The sequence below is a fragment of the Spirosoma oryzae genome (assembly GCF_003002825.1).
Classification (GTDB): Bacteria; Bacteroidota; Bacteroidia; order Cytophagales; family Spirosomataceae; genus Spirosoma; species Spirosoma oryzae.
In genome coordinates this window covers 13,709-34,043 of sequence record NZ_PVTE01000009.1, presented here as the reverse complement: position 1 = coordinate 34,043, position 20,335 = coordinate 13,709, and the positions used below count along the sequence as shown (strand labels likewise).

The following is a 20,335-nucleotide window of genomic DNA, read 5'->3' as shown; positions in this document are numbered from 1 at the left end:
GGGTAGTAAACTGATTTGACTGCCCGGAAGTTTGCACCTGCAAATATAATGGGGAGTAGTTGAATGATAGAGTGACTGAATGATTGAATAAACTGGCGAAAACGATTCAGTTAATCAATCACTCAGTCAGTCAACTGTCGGTCGTGTGGAAGCTGACAATAGAAAAGCTGGTTAGTCGGCCAACTAAACGGACTAGCACCATTCAATCATTCTATCACTCCATCATTCAACCGCTAGGCCGCCTGCGGCATTGGCGACAGAAACGCGGAATAATCGCTGGGGCGCGACATCACTTCTTTGTAGACCAGCACCCGGAAGAGGTAGTAGCGGGTTTCGCGGGGGAGTGTCATGCTGTAATAATCGGCTTTGCCGTTGCGCCGGAGCTGGTTTTTCAGGTGACCCGGCCCCGCATTATACGCAGCAGCTACCAGCGACCAGGAGCCTAACTGGTTGTATAGCGACCGTAGGTATTTGCAGGCGGCTTCGGTTGCTTTCTTGGCGTTGAACCGCTCATCGACACCTTTGCCGACTTTCAGGCCCAGCGCGCGGGCCGTGCCGGGCATCAACTGCCAGTAACCGGCGGCACCTGCCCGCGAGACAGCACGAGGCTGCAAGTCGCTCTCGGCAATGGGGACGTACCGGAAATCGTCGGGAATGTCGTACTTCGCCATAATCGGTTCGATGATCGGGAAGAAAGCGTCGGCGCGTTCGCGAAGAGCGTCGAGCGAGCGGGCCTGCGGGCGAAACAGTGTGAACACATGTTTCCAGCGACTTACTACTTCGTTCTGGTGAAACGGCATACATTCGCCACAGAAGTCAACATCCAGCAGGGGAAGTTCCGGTTTGGTAGTGACTGGAATAAGCCGGGTGGCCGTGGCATCGGCCGAAACAGTCTGATTGGCTGAAGCCAGATTAGGAGGTAAAACGGGGGCCGCCGTTAACTTGGCGGCAATGGTAAGCGACGGGCGCAGGGCGGCCATCAATACCGAAAGTCCAACTCGTTTAAGCAAAACAGTTTATAGATGGTATTAGGGTCTTAACGTTGAAAACCACCAGTTTAGTGCCAGGATCGTCAGACGGATACGAGAGACGACTGGTTTTGTCCATTCCAGACGACTCGTTCCACAGCCGTTCGACAGGTTGTCTATAATCTCCTGAAACAGCGTATGAAACCAACGATAACCCTTGAATATTGCCCTAAATGCGGCTGGCTGCTGCGTTCAGCCTGGATGGCGCAGGAACTGCTTACCACCTTCACCGACGATGTACACGGGGTGCTGCTACAGCCGTCGGAAACCAGTGGTCTTTTTTCGGTGCGGGTCGATGAACAGGTTATTTTCGACCGAAAAACGGCCGGTCGGTTTCCCGACATCAAAGAGTTGAAGCAACTCGTCCGCGACGCCGTTGCCCCCGACAAACCGCTAGGGCATTCCGACCGGAAGCCTGCTTAGCTGCTCAGTAACTTAGGCGTCGATATACAGTTCGAGCAGGGCGTAGCTGAGACTTTTTCCGTGCGTGTCCATCGTCAACGACGTCGTTACTCCGCCGGTCAGTGCCTGCTGGCAGACGAAATGAAGCGCGGGTAGATTCGGCAGCTCGTAGCGTGTGACGGGACCGGTGACGATTGTTTGCAAATGCGTCTGTACGACTTCGGCCGTTACGCGGTCGCGCAGGAGTGGATAGTCGGCCGGATCGTACGGAATCAGCGACAGGGTCAGCGTATTGCCTTTGTCGCCGGCCCGGCTGTGGGCAATGTCATACAGTTTGATACTCATGCGTCGATCAACGTAATCTGTGGGTTTATCTGGCTGCGGTCGAGTAATGTCGATACAATCCCGACGACTTCGTGGACGTATTTTCGGGCACCCCCGCCACCTGCTGGTCCGTTAGTGTACAGGGCTTCGACTTCTTCGCCGACCAGTGCCGCCTGCTGCGCGGTCGTGGCCCGGCCCGCTACCCGTAATCGAATCTCGTAGGGGGCGGGGGGCTGATTAAAGTTGGTACGGTGAACAGACGTGCTGCCGATGTAGTCGATACGCAGGTCGCTGAACTGATCCTGCAACCGTTCCTGTATGATGCTGCCGGCTAACTCGGCCCGACCCAGTGCATTCGAACCTGCGTAGGAAATCTCGCCCTCGCCGATGAAACCGCCGTCGTAGCCCACACTTACTTTCAAGGTGTCCGGGCGGCTGTTGCCCCGCCCGCCCGTCGCGCTAATCTGGTCGGGCCCGGTTTCTAGCAAGCGTACCTGCGTAAAGTCGGTTACCACGTCGGGCGTAATGTATTGGCCGGGGTCCATAACCTCGTAGAGCAGTTGTTCCTTCGCCGTCGCCAAACTCAGCTTTCCGCCTGTACCGGCGACTTTGCCGAAAACCGCCATGCCATCAGCCGTGACGTCGACGAAGGGATGGCCAAGGTGTGCCATGTCCGGTATGTCTTTTCGAATTGGATCGGCAAAGTAGCCGCCTGTCAGTTGTCCGGCGCATTCCATCAGATGCCCCACCACCGTAGCCTGACCAAGCCGGTCCCAGTCGGTCAGTGGCCAGCCGAAGGCATACACCAACGGGGCAACAAACAGCGACGGATCGGCTACCCGACCGGTGATGATAATCTGCGCGTCGGTAGCCAGCGCCGGTAATATAGCGTCGGTGCCCAGATAAGCGTTGGCTGATAATAAAGGCCCGGACGCGCATAACGGCTGACCGGTTTCCAGCGCTGTCTCATCCCCTGACAGCTGATCGAATACGTCGTCGCCCGTCAGCACGGCGATAGTGACCGAAAGGCCCAGTCGCCGGGCGATGGCGGCAATTTTTTCAGCAGCAGCCAACGGATTAGCCGCCCCCATGTTGGTAATCAGCCGGACGTTGTTAGCCAGCAGTAGGGGCAATAGCCCTTCCAGTCGCCGTTCCAGCAACGGATCGTAGCCCTGCGTAGGGTCGTGGCGTTTGCGTTTCTGCGCCAGGGCAATGGTACGTTCGGCCAGACATTCCAGCACCAGATAATCCAGTTGCCCGTGTTGGGTTAGCAGCAGGGCGGGTTCTAGGCGGTCGCCGGAGAAGCCGGCGGCACAGCCAATACGAATGCGCTGTTTCATAGGTGAATAGAGCCGGTTAGCAACGCTACGATGGTCATGACGAGTGTGGTGCCGAATGCCCACTTGAGGGTAAATCGCTGGTGGTCGCCCAGGTCGACCTCGGCCAGCCCGACCAGCAGAAAGGTGGACGCGGTGAGTGGACTAACCGGGAAACCAACGGTCATCTGTCCCAGCAAGGCGGCACGTCCGATTTCGAGGGGGTCGATACCAAATTGCGCGGCCGACTGACTCACGATAGGAATGACACCGAAGTAATAGGCGTCGGGCGTGAAGAGCAGGCTGGCGGGCATACTCGTAACGGCTGTCAGCGTTGGTAGCCAGGCGGCATGCTGTGCCGGGATGGCCGATACCAGCGAGCCAGCCATGGCGTCGATCATCTTGGAACCTGTCAAGATGCCCGAAAATACCCCGGCGGCAAAGATCATACTCGACACCATGAAGATGTTGTTGCCGTGGGCGCGTAACACCTGCTGTTGTTCGCTCAGCTTTGGGTAATTAATCAGCAGTGCCAGCGCGCTTGCCGTGACAAACAGGGCCGGGGCGGGTACCCAGCCTTTCATCAAGGTGAGAATTAGCCCAATCGTTAGTATGGCGTTGAGCCAGACCAGTCTGGGCCGGCGAAGCTGCCGCTGCGCATCGGTCAGGTTATCGCGGTGAACAAAGGTCAGCGCATTGATGCCGAGTCGTTTCCGCTCTTTCAGGCCAAACCAGTACGCTACGGCCAACACCCAGACAATGCCCGCCAGAATGGCCGGAATATTGGGCGCAATAAGGTGAGCGGCATCGGTTTTAAGCGTCGAAATAGCCCGCGCCGACGTGCCCGACCAGGGGACCAGGTGCAACGGCCCTACGCTCAGGGCTACGATGCCCGGCAACACCAGCCGATTGATCTGCAACTGCCGGTAGATGGGCAGAAAAGCCGACATTACGATCATGAACGTAGCCGTACCGTCGCCGTCGAGGTGAACGATCATTGTTAGGATAGCCGTGCCGACGATGACTTTGAGCGGGTCGCCCTGTACATAGCGAATAATGGCGGCAATGACCGGATCGAACAGGCCGGCGTCGAGCATGGTGGCGAAGTAAAGCACGGCGAACATCAGCAGGATACCCGTTGGGGCTACCTGTTTGATACCCGCCAGAATCATCTCGCCGAGTTCCTTGGGCGAAAAACCAGCCAGGACCCCCATCGCCAGCGGCACCAGCACCAGCGCTGTATTGACCGACAACCGCTTGGTGATGATCAGCAGCAGGAAAATGGCGATGGTTGCAAAGCCAAGCAGAGCGAGCAATGGGTTAGCAGGTTCCATACGGCATCGGGAAAGTAGGGTTGGCGGATTACTCGTTAGGCAAAGTAAAAAGGAGCCGTTGCCTACCTTTACGACAGTGGGTTGTGCGCAAAAACCGGGATAGGACTAACCTGGAAAGTACACCCTGCCCACGACAAACTGACTACCAATGCCTTTACGCTCGCAGGACTGGTTTGGCCGCACCGGAAAAGACGGCTTCATCTACCGCGCCTGGATGAAAAATCAGGGATTCCCGCACCACGAATTCGAAGGGAAACCCGTCATCGGAATTTGTAATACCTGGTCGGAACTGACGCCCTGCAACGCCCACTTTCGTGAACTGGCCGAAGCCATCAAGCGGGGTGTCTGGGAAGCCGGGGGCTTTCCGCTGGAATTTCCGGTGATGTCGCTGGGGGAGTGCCAGATCAAGCCGACGGCCATGCTGTTTCGGAACCTGGCCAGTATGGACGTCGAAGAAAGTATCCGGGGTAACTCGCTCGACGGTGTCATTCTGATGTGCGGCTGCGACAAAACGACGCCTTCGCTGGTGATGGGTGCGTGCAGTGTCGACATTCCGACGATGGTCGTGTCGGGCGGACCGATGCTGGCCGGTCGTTTTCAGGGCCGCAAAATCGGTACGAGTGACCTCTGGCGCTTTGCCGAAGCGTTCAAAATGGGTGAGATGAGTCAGGCCGAGTTCGTAGCGGCCGAAGCGGGAATGGCCCGTTCGCAGGGGCACTGCGCCGTGATGGGAACCGCGTCGACAATGGCGGCTATGGTCGAGTCGCTGGGTTTGGCGTTGCCTGACAACGCGACGATTCCGGCCGCCGATTCGCGTCGGAAAGTGCTGGCGCATCTGACGGGGGCGCGCATGGTCGAACTGGTACGCGAAGGCATGACGCCCTCGAAAATCCTGACCCGTAAAGCATTCGAAAACGCCATTATGATTAACGCGGCCCTAGGTGGGTCGACCAACTTCATTCTGCACCTGACGGCCATTGCGGGTCGCGTCGGTGTCGAGCTGTCGCTGGATGATTTCGACCGACTTTCTGCCCAGATTCCGCTGCTAACCAACCTGCAACCGTCGGGCGAGCACTTTGTGGAGGACCTGTTCTATGCTGGTGGTTTGCCCGCCGTAATCCGTGAACTGGAAAACTTCATTCATACCGATGCGCTGACGGTGAATGGTCATACGATCGGTGAGAACTGCGCCGATGCGCAATGCTATGATCCGGCGGTTATTGGTAGTATCACGAAGCCGTTCAAACCGGAATCGGGCATTGCCGTGCTGCGCGGGAATCTGTGTCCGAACGGGGCTGTGCTGAAACCCTCGGCGGCTACGCCGGCGCTGATGAAGCATACAGGCCGGGCGGTGGTGTTTGAAAACATCGACGATTACAAAGCCCGTATCGACGATCCCGCGCTCGACGTCGACCCCGACAGTGTGCTGGTGCTGAAAAATGTGGGGCCGAAGGGGTATCCCGGTATGCCCGAAGTAGGTAACATGCAGCTACCCGCTAAAATTCTGGCGCTGGGCGTACACGACATGGTCCGTATCTCTGATGGACGCATGAGCGGTACGGGCTTCGGTACGGTGGTCCTGCACGTGTCTCCGGAATCGGCGGTTGGCGGCAACCTCGCGCTGGTGCAAAACGGTGATCTGATTACGCTCGACGTGGAAAATCGCAGCCTGCACCTGCACGTATCGGACGACGAACTGACCGAACGCCGGTCGCAGTTTATCGCGCCTGACCTCGGCTACGGGCGGGGCTACGTGAATCTGTACATTCAGCACGTCACGCAGGCGCACGAAGGGGCCGACTTTGACTTTTTAAAGGGCGGCTCCGGCAGCGAAGTCCGACGCGACAGTCATTAAGGTTTATGGACAGGATTACAGGATTGTCAGGATTTCAATTAATAAGACGATCCTGCTAATCCTGTAATCCTGTCCATAAAACCGCTGTTGTCAATTGGCAGTGATATAGTTGCTAAAAAGCAGTTATCTTTGTAGAAATGACCGAAGCCATGACTGCAATCTCCCGGCAACAACACACAAATTACCAACCTAAGCGCGCGTCTGGCTTTACAATTATCGAGCAGGCTCAACAACGGGTTGATACGCAGCAGGCCGACCAATTGGCAAATCTGCTCGGCGTGACGTTCAAGGAACTGGCCTTTGTTCTTCAAATCGCCGAACGGACCCTGCATCGCTTTCGGAGTGAGGGACTCCTGGACAGCCCTTCGTCGGAGCGGTTGCTATTGTTAGAAAATCTGGCCGCTCACGGGCTGCTGGTATTCGACGGGCGGGCCGATGCGTTAGCCAACTGGTTGCGCTACCCGCTGCGGGAGTTGAAAAATCAGCCACCGCTTGCGTTGCTGAACACAATCAGTGGCTTCATGCTGGTTGACGATGTGCTGACCCGCATTGAGTACGGAGTGTACGCCTGATGTTTGTCTATCGCTTATATAAAAGCGCGTACATCAACGATCCGCTGTCGGCGGAAGGCGCGCGCCGGGCTGGTGGACGATGGAATCCGAAGGGAGTGCCTATTCTGTATACGTCAGCCACGCCCGAACTGGCCCTGCTGGAGATTATTGCGCACCTGAATCCGGCTTTTGTGCCCGCTTTTCAGTTACTGGTACTGGAAATTCCTGACGACTATCGGGCCGTGTCGTTGACCGACCTACCCGCTGACTGGCATGCAGAAACGCAGGTTGAATCGGTACAGACTTATCTGACAGACTGGCTCTCGCAACCCAGCGTGTTGACTATGTCTGTGCCATCGGCTATCGTCAGTCGATCCCGCAACTACCTCATCCATACGCTACATCCCGACTTTCAAACCGCCGTGCGGATTGTTGAAAACATACCGTTCGCTATCGATACCCGCCTGTTATCGTAATGCTATTGAAACGTTTACCGTCGGGCGACCTGGGCACGGATGCGGCTCAATGACGGCCCTTTGATCCCCAGATACGACGAAATATGACCCAGCGATACGCGGTTCAGAATGTCGGGGTGATTGTCGAGCAGGTCGACGTAGCGTTCTTCGGCTGTCTGGGTCAGTAAGCTCTCCGAACGACTCTGGTTGATCATGAAATACTGTTCGGCCAGCAACCGGCCAAAGCGCTCCCAAGCGTGCGACTGGGCGTAGAGTTGCAACAGCCGCTCGTAGTCGATGACCAGCAGTTCGCAGTCCTCCAGCGCTTCGATCAGGTACGGGCAGGTCGTTTGCGTCAACAACCCTTTCAGTGACGTTAGAAACGTATGTTCGGCCAGAAAGTACATGTTGTGCTCCTGTTCCGTGCGCGGGTCGACGTAATACACCCGGAAGAATCCCTTCAGGACAAAGCCCAGCTGCCGACAGACCGAATTCGTGAACGTAAACAGGTCGGGGCGGGCCATGTGGCGCACCTGCCAGAACGGATCGGCTAGTTGCGTATCGGCTTCGGACAGGTTGGCGAACTGGTGGAGGTGCTGGTGCAGTACGGCTTGTTGCGTAGCGTTCATAGACGGGAAGAATAACGGTGCTCGACGCTTTTTAACATAGGTGAAAAAACGGGTGAATCGACGGTTTTACCTTTGACCTATCAAATCAACTACCACAAAACGGTTTATAGAGTTATGAAAATTGCACGTAAGGCTTCTGCTCATTGGGCTGGTTCAGGTAAAGACGGCAAAGGGTCGCTGACAACCGACAGTACCGTGCTGAACAAGACACAGTATTCGTTCAACACGCGTTTTGAAGATGGGGTTGGCACGAATCCTGAGGAGCTGGTTGCGGCTGCCCACGCGGGTTGTTTCGCCATGCAACTGGCCTTCAACATTCAGCAGGCTGGCTTCACCGCCGACACGCTGGACGTTCAGTGTACGATCACCCTACAGGACGGTGCCATCACCAGCTCGGCGCTGAAACTCGATGCAGCGGTTCCGGGTCTCGACAAAGCGAAATTCGATGAGCTGGTCGACCATGCCGAACACAACTGCCCGATTTCGAAACTGTTCAACGCCGAAATAAGCGTCGAATCGACACTTGCTTAATCTACTGTAACCTATGATAACTCGTTTCTGATCTGGTGCCTGGGCACGGAGGAATAGACTAGGCGGTCGAGGAGAAAGTGCCTGACATCAGATCAGAAATAAATTACTACCGTAACGAAGTACATAACCGAAGCGAACGGATTGGCTCTGTTCGCTTTTTTTGTCCACGTTCCGACAAAACTGTCCCCATTGGATAGGGTATGTGGGCGTACGCTTGGCCCGCAACGCATTGACCGATAGCTTTACGGCTTCATTGAGCTGTTGCTGCATTGCGTATACGTTTTCTTCTTTTGCTGTACCTGCTGACGTGCGGGTTGCCCATGCTGGTAACGATGGGGGCGGAACGGCATACTCCCTCCAGACCGTCGAACATCCGTCGCGACAAACACCGGCCTGCGACGAAAAAGGCGATCAAAGCCACTAAACGGCCTGCGAAAGGCGTCCGGCCGAAGCAGGACCGGAAGGCTAAACGCCAGAAAATCGTCGTCCGACGGCGGGTCATCAAGATCGTTTCGAAGAAAGGAAAAACCGCGAACCGCATCCCGACCAAACGCCTGACCCGGTCCAGATCCTTGCGGGGTACGGTCTATTACCTGGCCTCCGGTCATGGCGGGCCTGACCCCGGCGCGATCGGTCGGTACGGGCGCTTCCGGCTGGCGGAAGATGAATATGCCTACGACGTGACCATGCGTCTGTCACAACTGCTTAAACAACAGGGGGCTACGGTATACATGATGGTCCGCGACCCGAACGATGGCGTCCGCAACGATGCCGTGCTGAAACTCGATAACGACGAGGTATCGTATTCCGGGCAGCGTATACCCCTCAACCAACTGGCGCGACTTAACCAGACAACCTCAGCCGTCAATCGGCTCTACGCCAAACACAAAGGTGCCTATCAGCGGCTGGTCACCATTCATGTCGATAGTCGAAGCCGGGGGGAAATGATCGACGTATTTTTCTACCACCACGAAAACAGTGCGGTCGGCAAACGACTGGCCAACCGTATTCACAAGCGTTTTCTGGCGAATTATCGGCGCTATCGCCCGAGCCGCCCGTACGTGGGTAATGTCAGCACGCGCAGTGAACTGTACGTGGTCCGTAAGAGCCTGGCCCCGACGGTGTTTATCGAGTTGGGAAATATTCAGAACCGGCAGGATCAGAAGCGATTTCTGCTGGCCAGCAACCGGCAGGCGCTCGCCAGCTGGCTGGCCGAAGGGCTGATGGACGATTACCGCGATCAGTAAGGCAGTAAAACCCGTCGGGAGTGGCCTTACCCTGTCGATACGCCTGCTTACTTTATGCTGACCAATCAACCCACAACGAAAACTACGGCCATCATCACCGGGGCCGGTATCGGTATCGGCTTTGCCATTGCGAAGGCGCTGGCCCAACAGGGAACGCAGGTATTGTTGAACGATTTTGACGCTAGTGTCGCTGAGCAAGCGGCTGAAGCCATTCGACAAGCGGGTGGGCTGTGTGAAGCCTGTCCCGGCGATGCGTCGGACGTGACGTTTGTTCAGCGCCTGGTCGATACGGCGGTCGACCGGTTCGGGTCGGTCGATCTGGCGATTGCCAACGCAGGTATTACGGTATTCGGCGATATTTTCACGACTACGCCCGAGGCTTTCCAGAAAATTGTTGATCTGAACCTGCGCGGTACTTTTTTCCTGGCGCAGCGGGCGGCTATGCAGATGCGGCAGCAGGCCGACACAATCGGTCGTCGTGGTGGTAGTGTGCTGTTTATGTCGTCGGTGGTAGGGCATATCGCGCACCCCGGTCTGCCCGTCTACAGCATGACCAAAGCGGGGCTGGAAATGCTGGCCCGGCAACTGGTGATCGACTTTTCCCCCCTGGGTATCAACGTCAACGCCATTGCCCCCGGAGCCACGCTCACCGAGCGCACACTCGACGACCCTGACTATATTCCGACCTGGTCGCGGATTACCCCGATGGGACGCCCCGGCACGGTAGACGACATTACCAATGCTGCGCTTTTTCTGCTTTCGCCCGCGTCGCGCCACATCACCGGACAAAGTCTGGTTATCGACGGCGGCTGGTCGAGCGTTGGCGTTCCGCCAACGGTTGAATGACTGAGTGATAGAATGATTGAGTGGGTTTTGCGTAAGACCCACTCAATCATTCTATCACTCAGTCATTCAATCACTTCTTCCCCACCGTGATCAGGACGACGCCGGCGAGGATGATGAGGGCACCGATGAGCGACTGTGTGGAGAAGAGTTCGCCCGCCAGAAGGGAGCCCAGCAGCATCGCCACGACCGGGTTGACAAACGCGTAAGTCGACAGGAGTTGGGGCGGGGCGTTGCGGGCCAGCCACGAATAAGCCGAAAAGCCGATGATGCTCCCGAAAATGACCAGATAAAGCATGGAGCCGAGGGCTTTCGGCGGAGCCTGGAAGATACTAAGCGGGGTAACCGGTTCCAGACACAGGCTGATAAACAACAACACCAGGCCACCCACCAGCATTTGAATACCGCTCGACAAAGGACCGCTGGGTAACGTCAGTCGGGGCGTGAGCAGCGTACCGATTGCCCACGAAAAATTGCCAGCAATGACGAGCGCCGACCCGATCAGGTTAGCCTGCGCGCCACCTACTGGCTGTAGTCGGTCGGGTTTGATCAGGAAAAAGACACCGACAACGCCAAGCAGTAAGCCCATCAGCGCTGCGTTGGACGGGCGCTGACGACCAAACGAAAACCAGTTGAGACTGAGCAGAAAGACGGGCAGCATTCCTCCCAGCAGGGCAGCCATCCCCGTCGGTATGTACTGAATGCCCAGCGTCAGCAAGCCATTGGAAATAGTCAGCAGCATCACACCGACGATTCCGGCGGATCGCCATTCGACGGGGGTTGCCTGGGGCATACCCGTCAGCCGGGCGTAGCTGTACAGAAGTGTACCTGCCACAATGTACCGCATCGATGCCATGTACAGCGGGGGCATCTGCTCGGTCATGAAGTGGATGAACAGATACGTCGATCCCCACAAAATGTACACGGCCAGCAGGGCCGACCAGAGCATAACACGATTGGGGGAGGTAGTGAGGGAGGGAGAATTAGCCTGCATAGCGTAACGGTTACTACCGGGCTAACAGCCTTCCCCTCACTTTCTATCCAGCCAGGGTGTTTTTTTTGTGTGTGGGTGTAGCCTAGACCGGCGGTCTGTAGCCTGGACGTCCACGTCCGGGTGCCCGTCAGGGCAACTGTTGCAGGCGGCAGCTAACAGGCCGCTTTGCGTCCACCCGGACGTGGACGTCCAGGCTACACAACTACATGGACTAATAAAACACTTCGGTTTGGCGGGCCTGGAGCTGCCGGATTTGCGGAGCGTACGGACTACTCATGGCCTCCTGACCAAACAGTGGGTTGCTGCCCAGATAAACCCGCTTCAGGGGTTTGATCGAAAACAGCACGGTCGGAAATTCCTGCAGGTTGTTGCCAGCTATGTCGAGGTCAGACAGGGCGGGCAGGCTGGCCAGTACGGGCGGGGCTACCGTGATCCAGTTATTGCCAAGATCCAGTTTTTGCAGGTTACGCAGGCGCGTAAACGCGGGCGGTAACTGACTGATGCGGTTGTGGTGCGCGTAAAGCTGTTGAAGCCGTTTCAGTTTAGCCAGTGCCGGCGGTAGTTCGGTCAGGTCGTTGTAGGCCAGCGCCAGCTGATCGAGCCGTTTCAGTTTGCCCAGTTGCTTCGGTAAGGTCGTTAGCTTGTTGTAGTACAGATCGAGCACGGTCAGGTGACGCAGACGCTTGATCGACGCGGGTATCCGACTCAGACCCGCATTGTACAGGTTCAGATCGTTGAGCCGTCGCAGGCTATGGAGCGGTCTGGTATTCAGTTCACTCAGGTTGTTATTACCCATCCACAGGCTTTCTAGCTTACGATTTAACTGTACGGACGACGGAATACGGGTCAGTTTGTTGCCCTGTAAATTGAGGGCGGTGAGGTGCTTGTTTTTCGTGAAGAAGACACTGTCGTCGGGAATGTCGTTGCGCAATACGCTCAGTCGCCGAAGCCGGGGCAGGTCGCTCGTCAGCCGGGCGGGTAGCTGGGTAAGCTGATTAGTCGATAAGTCGAGTTCTTCCAGATTTGGAAAGCGGTAGACGATGTCGGGAATGCTGACTAAATCGAGCTGGTTGAGTGCCAGCACCTTGACGGTATCGGGCCGATCGGTTTGCCGGGCTGTGGCCAGGGTGTTGATCGTACCCGGCCCTCGAATGATCTTTCGTTTTTGTTTAGTTGAACCCAACTGCGTGTGGCTTTGACGCCAGAAGCCGGCTTTGCTTTTGAGCGGGAACGGGTTAGCCGCATACCACTCGGCCAGCAGCGTTAGACAGGCCAGTTCCTGCTCACTGGAGAGCGTGTCGGTCAGGAAATGACAAAGCACTTGGTCGTATGTACCGTCAGCGTTGACATACTCCTGCGTTTCAACGACCAGCCCCAAGACTGGCAACCGTTTTTTACGGGCGTCAATGAAGCGGAAAAACCGCTGCTGAACCGCGTTTAATGTATCGAGGAACTGCTTTCCTTTATTGTCGAATGCGCCTGGTTTTGATGAGGTCATGCTGCCCGGACGTGCCGTAATTCGGGCATGCGTCGAAGGATACCGTTGTTGCAGGGCATATGGAGAAATGCCTAGCCGGGTTGTATCGCGCAGCAGCGCAATGCGGTCCTGTGCCTGACCGGCGTTGACCAACGCCAGCAGGAGTAAGCAAAGTAGTATCGATTTCATGGCGCAACGAAAATTTTAGTTCTAAGATGCCAGGGCGTTTATTTTTCCACAACGTGTAGCAAAAAGAACCGTACAATTCCAGCCAGCAGGCGAGTCAATAAGCGCACTGGTAAAGATTAACTACTATTTAATTGCGGCTCGAATCGGTTGGTATGGTTAGTTAATGTGCTGATTAACAGAGTCTGTTGTTTGTATTGAACAGGTCTGTTACACCGCTCATTATACTGTGTTTCGTTTGGTCCAAATCGGTGACAAACATTTGCTGACGAACGGTCTTTGTTCACGTATTGAGCGCCCGCGCTAACCAATCAACTCAACGTTAATCAGTACAAACAGAATGGAATTCGCCGAGAAATTTCTGCCAACCGCCGGACTCGTAGGCATACTGCCGATGATTACCTGGTTCTCCATGCTTGTCGCGTTTTACGCCTTTGTCGGCAACGTCATTTTTGCGCTGATGAGCCGGAGCAGCGTAGCACCCGAGCACCGGATCTCCCGCGACTACACGGCGATTATCGCGGCTGTTGCGGGCATATCGTACTTTCTGATTCAGAGTTATTACAAGGATATGCTGCACGAACTGGCCACGATCGACAACGAGGAAGGACGGGCGCAACTTCTTCGTACGTCGTACAACGCGATCGGACAACTGCGTTACATGGACTGGGCGATTACAACCCCGCTGTTGCTGCTGAAAATGACGGCGATGCTGAAAGTGCATTACCGGAAGTACCGGAGCATGATCAATACGCTGCTGCTGGCGGATTTATTTATGATCGTAACGGGCTACATCGGCGAACAGCAACTGACGCCCGACAACGAAATTCTTGTGGTACCCAAGCTGGTCTGGGGGGCAATTTCAACGGTCGGCTACGTCATCGTCGTCTACATTCTTTACAAAATCTGGCGCGACTGTAGCAACGAGTGGCACGTAAAAGCCCCTGAACGCTGGGCCTATAAAGTAATGGGGATCATGGTCGTAACATTCTGGGGTGTTTACCCAATCGGTTATGTGCTGACGGCTATCACGAGCATCGATACCAACTGGATTCACCTATCATTTTCCATCGCCGACGTCATCAATAAAGTTGGCGTGGGCGCTATCGCCTACCAGGCTGCTGACGCCGTGCTGGAAGAGCGTCTGCCCATGGACAGTGTCGCGCCGTATCGCTCGGTGAGTTAGTGATCAGGATGGGTGTCAGGGGTAATAAAAACGGTGTCAGAAAGCAACTGACGCCGTTTTTAGTAAAGAAGGGGTGGAGACCTAAAAGGTTTTAACAACCTTTTAGGTCTGGGAATGCTGGTTCTTGCTGCTACTAACTGCTGGCGCAGGTTGCTTATCGGCCACTGTTTGGCGGCTTTGCTGAAATTGCTGGCAGGACACGAAAAAAGCCGGAGCACTGCCCCGGCTTTCTGCTTTCATCTTGGTAGACAAACTACATGTCGGCTACCTGCTTGTGAATTTCGTCTTTGGTCTTACCCGTCTTTTCTTTCAGGCGGCCCCACATTTCGTCTTCTTTACCTTCTGCGTAGGTCAGATCATCGTCGGTCAGGTCGGCATACGCCTGTTTGATCTTTCCTTTTAGCTGATCCCACATGCCGCTTGCTGTTGTCTCGTTCATGGTCGTAGTGATTTGTGTTGCGAAAAGTCCGGTATTTCCGGGTTGATACGAATAGAACTATGTGGTGACAAAATTGTTTTCGGCGATGGCTTCTGCGATACTGCCAGCCTCCCGGCCAATGTTGTGCAGAATGCCCGTCAGCGGGGTTGAATAGCCCAGGAAATAAAGGCCTTTCAGAGTAGACTCGGTAAACCACAACCGGCGAGGGTAGCCCGTTTCGTTGAGTACCTGCTGCGACAGATCCGGTCCCAGCAGGTCGGCCAGGCCCGGCCGGTAGCCCGTTGCCAGCACGATCGCGTCGAAGGGAAGTTCACGGCCATCGCTGAACGTAACGGTGCGGGCGTTGATCTGTTGCACCGCCGGTACCACCTTGATCGCGCCAGACTTGATCTTGTCGAGTGTGCCCACGTCGATAACCGGAATCCTGTCCCGCCGGGTGTCGTACGACGCCGGGTGAGTGGGTTTGCCCAGTCCGTAAGCCGATAGGTCGCCTATTGTCAGCTTTTGCGCAATGCCGGTTACCAGATCGTAAAACCAGTTTGGAAACCGATTCAGGAAAATAGCCGTGCGTTGCGTCGGGCGGCCAAAGGTGTCCCGCCGGGTGATGTTGATCGGGCGACGCACGGAGATTACCGGCCGGGCACCATAGTCGAGCAGGTCGAGTGCCAGTTCCGCGCCCGTGTTGCCCATGCCGACAACCAGTACGTTTTCATCGCGAAAGGCAGCTCCGTTGCGGTATTCGTAGCTGTGCCAGATGATACCCCGAAAATCGCGCTGACCGGGCAAGTCAGGGATATTGGGTACCCGGTTGTAGCCGGCTGCTACCACGATCTGCTCCGCCGTGAAGCTATCGGTCTGCGTTTGTACCGTCCAGCCTTTGCCAGCCGAATTGCGCCGGATACTGACCACCCGTTGTTCGAAGCGCGGCCTGATGTGGAAATGAGCCGTGTACTGCTCCAGATACTCGACCATCTGCAAGCGCGAGGGGTAGGTAGGGTAACTGGCCGGAAAGGGAAAATGGGGGAGGGCGGAGTACTCCTTGACCGTGTGCAGGTGCAGCCGGTCGTAGTGCTGCCGCCAGCTATAGCCCACGTATTCGCTGGCTTCGATAATCACGAAGGGCTGCTTGCGGTAAGCCAGCTCGCCGGCCACCGCCAGTCCCGCCGGCCCCGCTCCGATGATGAGCGTGTGCATGTGCGTTTGGTAGTCGATCGGTATACGGTTTACAGTTTACGGTGATAAGACTGAAGGTGGTTGTTCTCGACAAATCGTGGGGTTGTCGATTGGTCGGCGGTGGCAGTTCGGCGCACAAGTACCGTCAGCCTAGGTAAACCGTAAACTTTAAACCGTACACCGAAAACTTTATTTCACCCGCGTCCAGATCTGCGTTTTGCCGAGGAGGGAGATGCCGACATAGCCGCGCACGTTGAGCGTGTTGGGATCGGTCAGTGTCATCTTGCAGTTGTATTCCTTACCGTCTTCGGGATTGTAAATTTTGCCGTCGCTCCAGACATTGCCGCCGTCGTACTTGAAGTTGTACATCAACGGCAGGTTCATCAACGGTCGCGACCGTTTCGAGGCATCCACGTTGTTCTCGTCGGTACGGGGTTTGCCCGTTGTCGGATCGTTGGGCTGACCCAGCCAGACGAGTTTGCCGAAGTACGTACCGCCTTTTTTGTAGATCTCGACATGCCCTTTCTTGGTGCCGTTGAGCCAGGTACCCAGTACAGCGTCGGGGTTGTCGGCCTTGGGGGCGAAAGCAGTCAGGGAAACAAATACGATGGCGAGTGTAGCGACGATGAAGCGACCTTTGTTCATAGGAATAAAAATTGGTTTTTTTGTACTAAACGCAAAGATGTGATCTGTGATTACACCGAACCGGAATCTAGCCGGAAATTTTACGGTTCTCAGACTGTAGTTTTCGGTTTACGATGTACGGTTTTCGGTGCCTAGCTCGTCGTGCGATAGATCATTGACCCGGCGGACCGCCGTAACCCGAAAACCATATACCGAAAACCAGACAACTATGTTCCGACTCGATCCCGGACGCCACTATCCGACCGAAACTGAATCGCGGGTGATTATCCGCTTTCAGGACTGCGACCCCCTTCAGCACCTCAACAACGCCAAGTATTTCGACTACTACTTCAACGCCCGCGAGGATCAGGTTGCCAAACTCTACGATTTCAACCCCGGCCAGATGTTCCATGAACTACGGACAAGCTGGGTCGTTTATCAACACCAGATTGCCTACATCCGCCCCGCGCTGGTTAGCGAGTGGATTCGTATCGCGTCACGGCTGATTTACCACAACGAAGACACGATCGTTACCGAGTTTTATATGACCGACGATGCCCGGACGCACCTGAAAAACGTGCTCTGGACAGTCTCGAAATATGTCAGTGTCGACACCGGCAAGCGTGTTCCCCACGACCCGATTATCATGGACTTTCTGAAAACCACGGAACTGCCCAACGTCGACTATCCGCACATCGACTTCAACGACCGGATCAAAGCAATCAAGCAGCAGGTGCTGAGTGTCGCCGTATAACTTTCGTTGTGGCCTGGCGTTGCCGTGTAGCCTGGACCGGTCCGCCGGCGCGGGTCCAGGCTACACCGCTCATCAAAGTCCCGCCAGCCCTGCCTGTTTTTGTTGTATTTTGCGGGGAAACTCATTTTAACCCACGCTATGTTACGTCATCAACAGCTTGCTCTGACGGGCCTGTGGTTGGGCGTGGCGGCTATCACGGCCGTAGCGCAACCATCGCCGTCTAAAACGACCCGCGTTCCCATGCATCAGAATCCGTTTTTACAGCCGTACACGACACCGCATCAGACGGCTCCATTCGACAAGATTACCAACGACGATTACATGCCTGCCCTCAAAGAAGGCATCAAGCAGGCGCGTAAGGAAGTAACCGCCATCACCAGCACCAAGGAAGAACCTACGTTCGATAACACCATTGTGGCGCTCGAACGCACGGGTGATCTGCTCGGCAAAGTGACGTCGGTTCTGTTCAACCTCAACAGCGCCGAAACGACCCCCGACCTGCAAAAGATCGTTAAAGAAGCGTCGCCCATGCTGACCGAGTACGGCAACGACGTTACCCTGAATCAGAAACTGTACGCCCGCATCAAATCAGTGTACGACAAACGGGCCAGTCTGAAGCTCGATCCCGAAAGCGACATGCTGCTGGAAAAGGCGTACAAGCGCTTTGCCCGCAATGGTGCTAATCTGGACGAGAAAGGAAAAGAGCGCCTGCGGGCCATCGATAAGGAGTTGTCGCAACTGTCGCTTCAGTTTGGCGAGAACGTACTGAACGAGACCAACGAATTTTCGATGCTCGTGACCGACCCAAAAGAACTGGCCGGTTTGCCCGATTACGTGCTGGAAGCGGCAAAGGCAACCGCGCAGAAACAGGGGAAAGAAGGGTACGTATTCACCCTACAGGCACCGAGTTACGGGCCGTTTATGCAGTACGCCGATAACCGCGAACTGCGGAAGAAACTGTACATGGCGTTTAACGGACGCGGCTTCCACGGCGACAAAAACGATAATTCGGCGATCATCAAAAAAATCGTTGACCTGCGCTATGAGCGGGCGAACCTGCTTGGCTACCCAACCCATGCCGATTTTGTGCTGGAAGAAAGTATGGCCGGCTCGCGGGCCAAAGTGCAGAGCTTCCTCGACGAACTGGTCGGCTACGCCCGCCCGGCTGCTGAAAAGCAACTGACCGAACTGACGACCTACGCGAAAGCCAACGGCTTCACGGAAGACAAACTTCAGGCGTGGGACAACAGCTACTATGCCGAGAAGCTGAAGAAAGAAAAGTACGACCTCGACGATGAAACGCTAAAGCCGTATTTCAAGCTCGACAACGTACTCGACGGCGCGTTCATGGTCGCCAACAAGTTGTATGGTATCACGTTCAAGGAGCGTAAAGACATCCCGGTGTATAACCCCGAAGTCCGCACCTTCGACGTATTCGATAAAGACGGCAAGTTCGTTTCGGTGTTCTACGGCGATTACTTCCCCCGTGCCGGTAAGCGTAGCGGTGCCTGGATGAACGACATTCAGGGGCAGAAGATTGAAAACAACCAGAACATCCGGCCGCAGATTATCAACGTCTGCAACTTCACCCGCCCGACTGACACCAAACCGTCGCTGCTGACATTCTATGAAGTGACGACCCTGTTCCATGAGTTCGGCCACGGCCTGCACGGTATGCTGGCCAATGGCAAATACGAAAGTCTGAGCGGAACCAGCGTGCCCCGCGACTTCGTCGAGTTGCCGTCGCAGGTTATGGAAAACTGGTGCTACGATCCGGAAGCGCTGAAATTGTTCGCCAAGCACTACCAGACGGGCGAAGTCATTCCAAACGAACTAATCGAGAAAATCCGCGCCAGCCAGAATTTCTTAGCTGGTCTGGCCAACATGCGACAGCTTCGCTTCGGCCTGGTCGACATGTATTACCACGGTCAGAAGCCAACGGGTGAGAGCATCACGGAGGTTGAAAACCGCGTCGATTCGGTGGCGAACCTGTTCCCGCGCGTCGATGGCGTTGCGTTCAGCCCGGCGTTCTCGCACATTTTCGCCGGTGGTTACTCAGCGGGTTACTACAGCTACAAATGGAGCGAAGTGCTCGATGCCGACGCGTTTGAGTTCTTTAAAGAAAAAGGTGGGCTGGATAACAAAGCCGCTGCCGACAGTTTCCGGAAGAATGTACTGGAGAAAGGCGGCAGCGAGCGCCCGATGGAGCTCTACAAGAAGTTCCGGGGTCGCGAACCGTCGCCCAAAGCCATGCTGCGCCGAAGCGGTCTGATTTTGTAAGTGGAGTTATAAAGTTGTAGGGTTGGATAGTTATAGAGTTGATTGACGCGAACAACATCGGCGTCAGCCAACTTTACAACTATCCAACCCTACAACTTTATAACTGTATAACTACGCTTGCTTCGTCACCTGGATGTTCATGACCAGCCGAACATCATCGCTGAGAACAACGCCACCAGCTTCGGTTACGCCGTCCCAGGTCAGGCTGAACTCTTTCCGCTTGATGGTACCGGTCACTTCAAAACCCGCTTTCGTCTGTCCGTAGAAATCAACCATCTGGCCACCGTACTCGGCTTTCAGTGTGACGGGCTTCGTTACGCCGTGCAGGGTCAGGTTACCGCGCAGTTCGTACGTATCGTCGCCGGTTTTGCGCATGTCTGTCGATTCAAACGTCAGTTTCGGGAACTGCTCCGCGTCGAAAAATTCACCCGACTTCAAGTGTCCATCGCGTTGTTCGTTGCCCGTGCTGATGCTGTCGATATCCGCCGAAAACTGAATCTTGGCGTCTTCAAAATCGTCGCCCACCATCTCGACCGAACCTTCGTACTGGCCGAATGAACCGGTCACGGTCGATACCATCAGGTGTTTTACTTTGAACTGGATTTCTGAGTGCAGGGGGTCGATAACCCAGGTGGTGGCTGTTTGTGCTTCCATGATTGAGTGATGTGTTACTTAGTTACATGTATATTTAATGTCTATACACGTAA

Annotated in this window: 22 protein-coding genes; 10 read left to right on the top strand and 12 right to left on the bottom strand. The window is 55.4% G+C overall.

Annotated elements, in window-relative coordinates; translation table 11 throughout:
- Positions 1-233: 233 nt before the first annotated feature.
- Positions 234-1,010 carry a lytic transglycosylase domain-containing protein gene (locus CLV58_RS11925; RefSeq protein WP_342748905.1) on the bottom strand — a complete coding sequence of 259 codons (777 nt, stop codon included), beginning with the start codon at positions 1,008-1,010 and terminating at the stop codon, positions 234-236.
- Between the two features lie 156 nt (positions 1,011-1,166).
- On the opposite strand from CLV58_RS11925, the gene CLV58_RS11920 reads away from it, so the two are divergent.
- Positions 1,167-1,451, top strand: coding sequence for an Rdx family protein (locus CLV58_RS11920; protein WP_106138041.1), 285 nt, complete (start codon positions 1,167-1,169; stop codon positions 1,449-1,451).
- 12 nt (positions 1,452-1,463) lie between these two features.
- Here CLV58_RS11920 and CLV58_RS11915 read toward each other — a convergent pair whose 3' ends face one another.
- The 3 genes from CLV58_RS11915 to CLV58_RS11905 are packed head-to-tail and all read right to left on the bottom strand — an operon-like array spanning position 1,464 to position 4,386.
- Positions 1,464-1,775 carry an AtuA-related protein gene (locus tag CLV58_RS11915; RefSeq protein WP_106138040.1) on the bottom strand — a complete coding sequence of 104 codons (312 nt, stop codon included), beginning with the start codon at positions 1,773-1,775 and terminating at the stop codon, positions 1,464-1,466.
- Complete coding sequence (locus CLV58_RS11910) at positions 1,772-3,094, bottom strand: acyclic terpene utilization AtuA family protein (RefSeq protein ID WP_106138039.1); 1,323 nt, start codon at positions 3,092-3,094, stop codon at positions 1,772-1,774. The genes CLV58_RS11915 and CLV58_RS11910 overlap by 4 nt, the downstream gene beginning before the upstream one ends.
- Positions 3,091-4,386 (bottom strand): CitMHS family transporter, encoded by a 1,296-nt coding sequence (locus tag CLV58_RS11905; protein ID WP_106138254.1) that lies wholly within the window; start codon positions 4,384-4,386, stop codon positions 3,091-3,093. The genes CLV58_RS11910 and CLV58_RS11905 overlap by 4 nt, the downstream gene beginning before the upstream one ends.
- 166 nt (positions 4,387-4,552) lie before the next feature.
- Between CLV58_RS11905 and CLV58_RS11900 the strand changes: the two genes are divergently transcribed.
- The 3 genes from CLV58_RS11900 to CLV58_RS11890 all read left to right on the top strand — a co-directional run bounded on the left by CLV58_RS11900 (position 4,553) and on the right by CLV58_RS11890 (position 7,286).
- Positions 4,553-6,259, top strand: coding sequence for an IlvD/Edd family dehydratase (locus tag CLV58_RS11900; RefSeq protein ID WP_106138038.1), 1,707 nt, complete (start codon positions 4,553-4,555; stop codon positions 6,257-6,259).
- 149 nt (positions 6,260-6,408) lie between these two features.
- Positions 6,409-6,831, top strand: coding sequence for a type II RES/Xre toxin-antitoxin system antitoxin (gene parS, locus CLV58_RS11895; RefSeq protein WP_106138253.1), 423 nt, complete (start codon positions 6,409-6,411; stop codon positions 6,829-6,831).
- A complete protein-coding gene (locus CLV58_RS11890) occupies positions 6,831-7,286 on the top strand; it encodes an RES family NAD+ phosphorylase (RefSeq protein ID WP_106138037.1) in 456 nt (151 codons plus the stop codon). Before parS ends, CLV58_RS11890 begins: the two co-directional genes overlap by 1 nt.
- A gap of 14 nt (positions 7,287-7,300) precedes the next feature.
- On the opposite strand, the gene CLV58_RS11885 is transcribed toward CLV58_RS11890, so the two are convergent.
- Positions 7,301-7,894, bottom strand: a complete 594-nt coding sequence (locus CLV58_RS11885) for a Crp/Fnr family transcriptional regulator (RefSeq protein WP_106138036.1) — start codon at positions 7,892-7,894, stop codon at positions 7,301-7,303.
- A gap of 114 nt (positions 7,895-8,008) precedes the next feature.
- On the opposite strand from CLV58_RS11885, the gene CLV58_RS11880 reads away from it, so the two are divergent.
- Complete coding sequence (locus CLV58_RS11880; protein WP_106138035.1) at positions 8,009-8,425, top strand: OsmC family protein; 417 nt, start codon at positions 8,009-8,011, stop codon at positions 8,423-8,425.
- 87 nt (positions 8,426-8,512) lie between these two features.
- On the opposite strand, the gene CLV58_RS11875 is transcribed toward CLV58_RS11880, so the two are convergent.
- The gene (locus tag CLV58_RS11875) at positions 8,513-8,695 is read right to left on the bottom strand and encodes a hypothetical protein (RefSeq protein ID WP_106138034.1); all 183 of its coding nucleotides are present in this window, start codon (positions 8,693-8,695) and stop codon (positions 8,513-8,515) included.
- Between CLV58_RS11875 and CLV58_RS11870 the strand changes: the two genes are divergently transcribed.
- Together CLV58_RS11870 and CLV58_RS11865 are read left to right on the top strand one after the other, a co-directional pair.
- Positions 8,695-9,672: an N-acetylmuramoyl-L-alanine amidase family protein gene (locus tag CLV58_RS11870; protein ID WP_245882310.1), complete on the top strand. Its 978-nt coding sequence runs from the start codon at positions 8,695-8,697 to the stop codon at positions 9,670-9,672. The two genes, CLV58_RS11875 and CLV58_RS11870, sit on opposite strands and share 1 nt — an antisense overlap.
- A 54-nt stretch (positions 9,673-9,726) precedes the next feature.
- Positions 9,727-10,518, top strand: coding sequence for an SDR family NAD(P)-dependent oxidoreductase (locus CLV58_RS11865; protein WP_106138033.1), 792 nt, complete (start codon positions 9,727-9,729; stop codon positions 10,516-10,518).
- 70 nt (positions 10,519-10,588) lie between these two features.
- On the opposite strand, the gene CLV58_RS11860 is transcribed toward CLV58_RS11865, so the two are convergent.
- Together CLV58_RS11860 and CLV58_RS11855 are read right to left on the bottom strand one after the other, a co-directional pair.
- Entirely contained in the window at positions 10,589-11,509 is a 921-nt protein-coding gene (locus CLV58_RS11860; RefSeq protein ID WP_106138032.1) for an EamA family transporter, read from the bottom strand.
- Between the two features lie 211 nt (positions 11,510-11,720).
- Positions 11,721-13,175, bottom strand: a complete 1,455-nt coding sequence (locus CLV58_RS11855) for a leucine-rich repeat domain-containing protein (protein WP_106138031.1) — start codon at positions 13,173-13,175, stop codon at positions 11,721-11,723.
- 337 nt (positions 13,176-13,512) lie between these two features.
- Here CLV58_RS11855 and CLV58_RS11850 point away from each other — a divergent pair, with 337 nt between their 5' ends.
- Positions 13,513-14,358 (top strand): bacteriorhodopsin, encoded by an 846-nt coding sequence (locus tag CLV58_RS11850; protein ID WP_106138030.1) that lies wholly within the window; start codon positions 13,513-13,515, stop codon positions 14,356-14,358.
- Positions 14,359-14,611: 253 nt separating this feature from the next.
- Here the strand turns inward: CLV58_RS11850 and CLV58_RS11845 are convergent, their stop codons facing one another.
- From CLV58_RS11845 to CLV58_RS11835, 3 genes are all read right to left on the bottom strand, one after another.
- Positions 14,612-14,797, bottom strand: a complete 186-nt coding sequence (locus CLV58_RS11845) for a CsbD family protein (protein ID WP_106138029.1) — start codon at positions 14,795-14,797, stop codon at positions 14,612-14,614.
- A 57-nt stretch (positions 14,798-14,854) separates the two neighbouring features.
- A complete protein-coding gene (locus CLV58_RS11840) occupies positions 14,855-15,991 on the bottom strand; it encodes a flavin-containing monooxygenase (protein WP_106138028.1) in 1,137 nt (378 codons plus the stop codon).
- Between the two features lie 168 nt (positions 15,992-16,159).
- Positions 16,160-16,615 carry a DUF2147 domain-containing protein gene (locus CLV58_RS11835; protein WP_106138027.1) on the bottom strand — a complete coding sequence of 152 codons (456 nt, stop codon included), beginning with the start codon at positions 16,613-16,615 and terminating at the stop codon, positions 16,160-16,162.
- 208 nt (positions 16,616-16,823) lie between these two features.
- On the opposite strand from CLV58_RS11835, the gene CLV58_RS11830 reads away from it, so the two are divergent.
- Both CLV58_RS11830 and CLV58_RS11825 read left to right on the top strand, forming a co-directional pair.
- Complete coding sequence (locus CLV58_RS11830) at positions 16,824-17,348, top strand: acyl-CoA thioesterase (RefSeq protein ID WP_106138026.1); 525 nt, start codon at positions 16,824-16,826, stop codon at positions 17,346-17,348.
- Between the two features lie 240 nt (positions 17,349-17,588).
- Positions 17,589-19,628, top strand: a complete 2,040-nt coding sequence (locus tag CLV58_RS11825; protein WP_425443517.1) for a M3 family metallopeptidase — start codon at positions 17,589-17,591, stop codon at positions 19,626-19,628.
- Between the two features lie 111 nt (positions 19,629-19,739).
- Here the strand turns inward: CLV58_RS11825 and CLV58_RS11820 are convergent, their stop codons facing one another.
- Positions 19,740-20,282: a YceI family protein gene (locus tag CLV58_RS11820; RefSeq protein ID WP_106138024.1), complete on the bottom strand. Its 543-nt coding sequence runs from the start codon at positions 20,280-20,282 to the stop codon at positions 19,740-19,742.
- Positions 20,283-20,335 lie beyond the last annotated feature (53 nt).